The 7506-nt window shown below is 71.5% G+C and carries 2 protein-coding genes; both read left to right on the forward strand.

Features of this window, described 5'->3' with window-relative positions:
* Positions 1-3 precede the first annotated feature (3 nt).
* Positions 4-5757 (forward strand): type I polyketide synthase, encoded by a 5754-nt coding sequence (locus ACYVD5_RS08975; protein ID WP_461000483.1) that lies wholly within the window; start codon positions 4-6, stop codon positions 5755-5757.
* A partial coding sequence (locus ACYVD5_RS08980; protein ID WP_461000482.1) for a type I polyketide synthase occupies positions 5757-7506 on the forward strand: 1750 nt, incomplete at its 3' end. The genes ACYVD5_RS08975 and ACYVD5_RS08980, both read left to right, overlap by 1 nt.

Here is a 7506-nt window from a genome sequence, read left to right on the forward strand (position 1 = left end):
CGGGTGGCCCGGTGGTTGGCGGATCTGGATGTGGCGCGGGTGGTGCTGCTCAGCCGCAGCGGTGCTCGCGACGATGAGGCGCTTGCCGATCTCGGTGAGTTCCTGTCGTCCCATGGGATCGGTCTGGACGTGATGGCGTGTGATGTGGCCGATCCGGCGGGTGTGTCCGCGGCGGTTGCCCGGGTCGAGGAGAGTGGTCCGCCGTTGCGCGGGGTGGTGCATGCGGCTGGAACCGTGCAGAACCAGGTGTTGGATGAGTTGACGTGGGACGAGTTCGCGGCGGTGGCGCGGGCGAAGGTGGTGGGCGGGTGGAACCTGCATGAGGCCACGCGCGGCTGCGATCTCGGGTTGTTCGTTCTGTTCACCTCGATTTCGGGTGTGTGGGGTTCGGGTGGCCAGGGCGCCTATGCCGCGGGCAACGCGTTTCTGGACGGACTGGCGGCGTATCGGCGCAATGCAGGGTTGGCCGGCACGGCCATCGCCTGGGGCCCGTGGGGCGGTGGCGGCATGGCCGCCGATGGCGAGGTGATGGAACATCTACTCCGGTCGGGGTTGTCGCGGATCACGCCGGAGATCGGTATCGCCGCGTTGGGCCGGGTCGTGGCGGGTGGCGATGTGCACGCCGTGGTGGCCGATGTGGACTGGTCCCGGTTGGCGCCGGCGTTCGCCGCGGCCGGAATGGAGCGGCTGTTCGGTGAAATCCCGGAGGCGAGCGCCGCCCTGCGCGCGGAACTCCCCACTGCTGGTGCAGCGGACAACCTGGACTTGGTCGGGCGTCCGCGGGTGGAGCAGGAGCGGGTGCTGGTCGAGTTGATCCGCGAGCACGGTGCCGTGGTGTTGGGCCACGGTGACGGGGCGGGTTTGGATGTGGACCGGTCGTTTCGGGATCTGGGGTTCGATTCGCTGACGGCGGTGGAGTTCCGGGATCGGGTGTGTGCGGCGACGGGGGCGTCGTTGGCGGCGTCGGCGGTGTTCGATTTCCCGACGCCGCAGCGGCTTGCGGTGCATGTGTTGGAGGAGTTGGTCGGTGCGGAACCGGCTGGCGCGCGGGTTCGGGTTGCTGAGCCGCAAGGTCTCGATGCGGGTGGGCCGGTTGCGATTGTGGGGATGGGGTGCCGGTTTCCGGGGGGTGTGTGTGGGCCGGAGCAGTTGTGGTCGTTGGTGGAGTCCGGTGGTGATGCGATCGGTCTTTCGCCGGGGGACCGGGGGTGGGCGGTGCGGGGGACGGGGGGGTTTTTGGATGCGGCGGGGGCGTTTGATGCGGGGTTTTTCGGGATTTCGCCGCGTGAGGCGTTGGCGATGGATCCGCAGCAGCGGTTGGCGTTGGAGTGTTCGTGGGAGGCGTTGGAGCGTGCGTTGATCGATCCGGCGAGTTTGCGGGGGTGTGATGCGGGGGTGTTTTTGGGCGTGACGTATTCGGGTTATCAGTCGGCGGTGGAGGCGTCGCGGGAGGAGGCGGCCCGCGGCTATGGGTTGACGGGGTCGGCGCCGAGTGTGGCGTCGGGGCGGGTGTCGTATGTGCTGGGGTTGGAGGGGCCGGCGGTTTCGGTGGATACGGCGTGTTCGTCGTCGTTGGTGGCGTTGCATTGGGCGGTGCAGGCGTTGCGGCGGGGGGAGTGCTCGCTGGCGTTGGCGGGCGGCGTGACCGTAATGGCCACGCCCAGCGTGTTCACCGAATTTGCCCGCCAGGGCGGGTTGGCGGCCGATGGCCGGTGCAAGGCGTTCGGCGAAGGCGCGGACGGCACCGGCTGGTCGGAAGGCGCGGGTGTGCTGGCGGTGGAGCGGCTCTCGGATGCGCAGCGGCTGGGCCACCCGGTGTTGGCGGTGGTGCGGGGTTCGGCCATCAACCAGGATGGGGCGTCCAACGGGTTGACGGCGCCGAACGGTCCGTCGCAGCAGCGGGTGATCGCGCGGGCGTTGGCGGATGCGGGTGTGTCGGCCGCGGAGGTCGATGCGGTCGAAGCCCACGGCACCGGGACGTCGCTGGGCGATCCGATCGAGGCCCAAGCGCTGCTGGCGACCTATGGTGCCGACCGGCCCGGCGACGACCCGTTGTGGTTGGGGTCGGTCAAGTCCAACATCGGCCACTCCCAGGCGGCCGCCGGTGTGGCGGGGGTGATCAAGATGGTGGAGGCGATGCGGCACGGCCGGTTGCCGAAGACCCTGCATGCCGAGGTGCCGTCGCCGCACGTGGATTGGTCCGCCGGCGCGGTCGAGGTGCTGTCCGAGCCGCGGCCGTGGGAACGCAATGGTCGCCCGCGCAGGGCGGGGGTGTCGTCGTTCGGGATCAGCGGCACCAACGCGCACGTGGTGCTGGAACAGGCCGACAGCGCGGACGAGACGGCGGAAGGCGCGGAACCACTCTCCCCGGTCCCGGCCGACGCCGAGGCTGCTGAGGTCGGCAGCGGCGCGGCTGCCGGTGGTGCTGCTGCCGTTGCTGCGGGTCCGGTGCCGTTGGTGGTGTCGGCGCGGGATGGTGCGGGGTTGGCGGCGCAGGCGGCGCAGTTGGGTGAGCCCGGGGGGCCGGTGGCGGAGCTGCCGGTGGTGGATGTGGCGTGGTCGTTGGCGCGGTCGCGGGCGGGGTTGGGCCGCCGCGCGGTGGTGCTGGGTTCGGCCCGGGAGGAGCTGCTGGCCGGGTTGGGTGCGGTGGCCGGGGGCGGTAGTGCCGGGAACGTCGTCCGCGGCGGTGGTGCCGCTGGTCAGGCGCCGTTGGCGGTGGTGTTCTCGGGTCAGGGGTCGCAGTGGCCGGGGATGGGCCGGGACCTGTATGCGCGGTATCGGGTGTTCGCGGCGGCGGTGGATGAGGTGTGTGCGCATTTCGATGTGCTGCTGGAGCGGCCGTTGCGCGAGGTCGTCTTCTGCGGCGGCGAGTTGGTCGATCAGACCGGCTACACCCAGCCGGCGTTGTTTGCCTATGAGGTCGGGTTGTTCCGGCTGCTGGAGTCGTGGGGTGTTGCGCCGGATTACGTGATGGGTCATTCGGTGGGGGAGTTCGCGGCCGCTTATGTGGCGGGGGTGTGGTCGTTGCGGGATGCGTGTGCGGTGGTGGCGGCGCGGGGCCGGTTGATGCAGGCGTTGCCTGCGGGTGGGGCGATGGTGTCGCTGCAGGCGACGGAGGAGGAAGTGCTTCCGCTGCTGGAGGGCCTGGCCGATCGGGTGGGGGTGGCGGCGGTCAACGGTCCGGGTTCGGTGGTGGTTTCGGGTGATGCGGATCCGGTCGGGGAGATCGCGGAGACGGTTGCTTCCTGGGGTCGTAAGACGCGGTGGTTGCGGGTGAGTCATGCGTTCCATTCGCCGCGGATGGATCCGATGGTGGCCGAGTTCGCCCGGTCTCTGGAACACATTGCGTTCCACCGGCCGGAGTTGCCGGTGGTGTCGAACTTGACGGGGGAGTTGGCGGATCCGGAGTTGCTGTGTTCGGTGGAGTACTGGGTTTCGCATGTGCGCCGGCCGGTCCGGTTCGGGGCGGGGGTGGCCGATCTGGTGGAACGGGGTGTGGGCCGGTTTGTGGAGGTGGGTCCGGATGCGGTGTTGGTGCCGGCGGTGGGTGAGGCCGCACCGGGGGCGGTGGTGGTGGGGACCCAGCGCCGCGACCGGCCTGAGGCCGACACCCTGTTGACTGCGGTGGCCCGGTTGTATGTGGAGGGCGGGGGTGTCGACTGGCCCGCCGTCATCACCGGCACCCACGACCCGACCGGTTCCTCGCCGGCAGGGGTCGACCTGCCCACCTACCCCTTCCAACGCGACCACTACTGGCTGTGCCACGACCCCGCACCAACCAACGCGGCCAACGAACCCGATCCCGCCGCGGACCGGTTCTGGGCGGCCGTCCGGTGCAAGGACACCGACTACCTCGCCACCGAACTCGGAATCGACGGCCAAGCCGGACTGGACACCGTGCTGCCCGCGCTCGCGGCCTGGCGACTGCGCCACGACCGGCAACAGGCACTGGGCGGCATGCGCTACCAGGTCGAATGGCAGCCGATCGCCGCTGCGCACCGGTACGAACCGCACGGTGGCCGCTGGATCCTGGCAACCGCGCGAGGCACCTCCGGCCGGCTCGGCGAGGACCTCCGCCGCCTCCTCGACTCCCGCGGCACCCAAGCCTGGGTCATCGAAGTCGACCCCGCCGCCGACCGCGGCCGGTTGGCCGATGAACTCGCCGGTCTGGAAGGGCCGATCGACCGGGTCGTTTCGCTACTCGCACCGGACCACGCAAACGGCGCAACCCGGCCGTCCCGCTCCGCCGCCCCGGACACCGCCCTCCTCACCATGACGATGACGCTGTTCCAGGCACTGGGCGACGCGGGTATCGCCGCCCCGTTCTGGTGCGTCACCCAAGACGCCGTCACCCCGGCGCCCGGCGCCGCCCCGGCCGAACCCGGGCAGGCCCCCTTGTGGGGATTGGGCAGGTCGGCCGCGTTGGAGTACCCCGAGCGCTGGGGCGGCCTGGTCGACCTCCCGGCAGAGCCCGCCGACTACCAGCTCCGGCAGCTGTGCACGCTGGTATCCGCTTCCGGCGGCGAAGACCAACTGGCCATCCGCGCGCACGGCGTGCTCGGCCGGCGGCTGACCCGGGACCGCGGTGGCGGGGCGCCCGCGGAGCCGTGGCAGCCCCGGGGCACGGTCCTGGTTTCGGGCGGTGCCGGAGCGCTCGGCACCGAAGTGGCGCGCTGGCTCGCACGCCTTGGAGCCGAGCATGTGCTGCTGCTTTCCCGCAGCGGGGCCGGCGCCGATACGGCCGCCGAGCTCCGGGCCGGGTTCGGCACCGAAGTGACGCTCGCAAAGTGCGACGTGACCGACCCCGCGGAACTCGGCGGGGTGCTCGGCGGCATTCCCGAGCGGTACCCGCTGACCGCCGTCATCCACGCCGCGGGCGTGCTCGACGACGGGATGCTGGAGACGATGACGCCGGACCGGCTCGAATCGGTATTCGGACCAAAGGCGCAGGGCGCGTGGCACCTGCACCGCCTCACCGAGGACCACGATCTGGACCGGTTCGTGATGTTCTCCTCGGTGGCCGCCACCTGGGGCAACGCCGGCCAGGCCAACTACGCCGCCGCCAATGCCTACCTGGACGCGCTCGCTCACCATCGCCGCAGCCGGGGACTGCCCGCGACCACGATCAACTGGGGCCCCTGGGGCAACAGGGGAATGGCGGCCGCAGACGCCGTCACCCAGCGGATGCGCCGCGCCGGCATGCGGCCGTTGGAACCGGAGCAGGCGCTCGAAGCGCTGCGGACGGCCGTCGAATCCGGCGAGGCCGCGGTCACCGTAACCGACCTCGACATGCCGCTTTTCCTGGAGCACTTCACGGCGGCCCGCCCGAGCCCGCTGCTCGCCCGCTTCGCGGACACCACCACCGTCGGTGAGCGCCCCGAAGCGGAATCCGATGCGCCGCTGCGGGCCCGGATCACCGGGTTGACCCACGCCGAACGCGACCGGGTGCTGCTGACCGAACTCCGCGGGATGGTCGCCGGTGTGCTCGGCCACGCGTCGAGCGAGGCGATCGAACCCCGGCGGCACTTCACCGACCTCGGGTTCGATTCGCTGACTGCCGTCGACCTGCGCAACCGCATCTCCGGGGCGACCGGGCTCGTGCTACCGCCGACGCTGGTCTTCGACTATCCGACCCCGGTCGACCTTGCCGAATACCTGAAAGAGCAGCTCGTTCCCGCCGACGACGACATGTCCGGCGACGAGTTCGCGTCGATGGACGCCGACGACCTCATCCGGATGGCGCTGGGAGACGACTGATGGAAAACCGCGGGCAGCACGACGACTCCACCAAGCTCGTCGAGGCACTCCGCGCCGCACTGCGCGAGAACGAGCGGCTGCGCAAGGCCAACTCAGAACTCCAAGAGCTCCAGGGGAGCGGCGCGGCGGTCGCGATCGTGGGCACCGGCTGCCGATTCGCCGGCGGAATCGCCTCCGGCGCCGACCTGTGGAAGCTGCTGGAGCAGGAGGCCGACGCCGTTTGCGAACCGCCGCTGGACCGCGGGTGGCGCAGCGACGCGTTGGTGCCGGGCTGTTTCCTGGACCGGCCCGGCGGGTTCGACGCGGAGTTCTTCGGGATCTCGCCGCGTGAGGCGCTGGCGATGGATCCGCAGCAGCGGCTCATGCTGGAGTGTTCCTGGGAGGCGCTGGAGCGGGCGGGGGTGGATCCGCTCGCGCTGCGCGGCACCGACAGCGGCGTGTTCTTCGGGTCCAGCCTGCACGACTATACGCAGAACGTGCGCGCGATCCCCGAGCTTGCCGGACTGATGGCCACGGGCAACGCCGCAGCGGTGCTGTCCGGACGCGTGTCGTACACGCTCGGGCTGGCCGGGCCGTCCATCACCGTCGACACGGCGTGCTCGTCGGCCCTGGTCGCGCTGCACCTCGCGGTCCAGGCGCTGCGCCGCGGCGAGTGTTCACTCGCCCTGGTCGGCGGTGCGACGATCATGGCGGGCGAAGACATGTTCATCGAGTTCGGACGCCAGGGCGGCCTGGCCGCCGACGGCAGGTGCAAGGCGTTCTCCGCCGCCGCCGACGGCGCCGGCTGGGGCGAGGGCGCCGGTGTGCTCGTGCTGGAACGGGTTTCCGACGCCGAGCGGGCGGGCCGCCAAGTGCTGGCGCTGGTGCGGGGTTCGGCCGTCAACCAGGACGGGGCCTCCAACGGGCTCACCGCACCCAACGGCCCAGCCCAGCAGCGGGTGATCACGCGCGCGCTCGCGGATGCGGGCGTCGCCGCCACCGAGGTGGACGCGGTGGAAGCCCATGGCACCGGCACCAAACTGGGCGATCCGATCGAGGCCCAAGCGCTGATCGCCACCTACGGCGCCGACCGCGCGCCCGACGACCCGCTGTGGTTGGGTTCGGTGAAGTCCAACATCGGCCACACGCAGGCCGCGGCGGGCGCCGCCGGAGTGATCAAGATGGCCGAGGCACTGCAGCGCGGAACTCTGCCCAGGTCACTGCATGCCGAACACCCCTCGCCCCATATCGACTGGTCTGCGGGCGGGGTGCGGGCGCTTTCGGCGCCGCGGCCGCTGCCGAAGGTGGATCGGCCGTGGCGGGCGGGGGTGTCCTCGTTCGGCATCAGCGGTACCAACGCGCACGTGATCTTGGAAGCGGCTCCGGACCGGCCCGAGCCGCACGCAGCGCCGCCCGCCGCGGCCGCGGGGGACACCGGATCGCAGTACGTGCCGTGGGTGCTGTCCGCCCGCGGCACCAACGGGCTCGCACGGCAGGCGGCCCGGCTCTCCAACGCCGTCGCGGGCTCGCAGCCGGATCCGGCCGACGTGGCCTGGTCCCTGGCCACGACCCGCGCGGCCCTGGAGGAGCGCGCGGTGCTCGTGGGCAGCGACACGGCCGCGCTCACCGGCGCCCTGACGGCCCTGGCCGGCGGCGCCGGCTCCCCAGCGGCCACTGCCGACTACGTGACCGGCACCGCGCGCGACCTCGGTGGTGTGGTGTTTGTGTTTCCGGGTCAGGGGTCGCAGTGGGTGGGGATGGGTCGGGTGT

The sequence above is a fragment of the Streptomonospora sediminis genome (genome assembly GCF_054778995.1).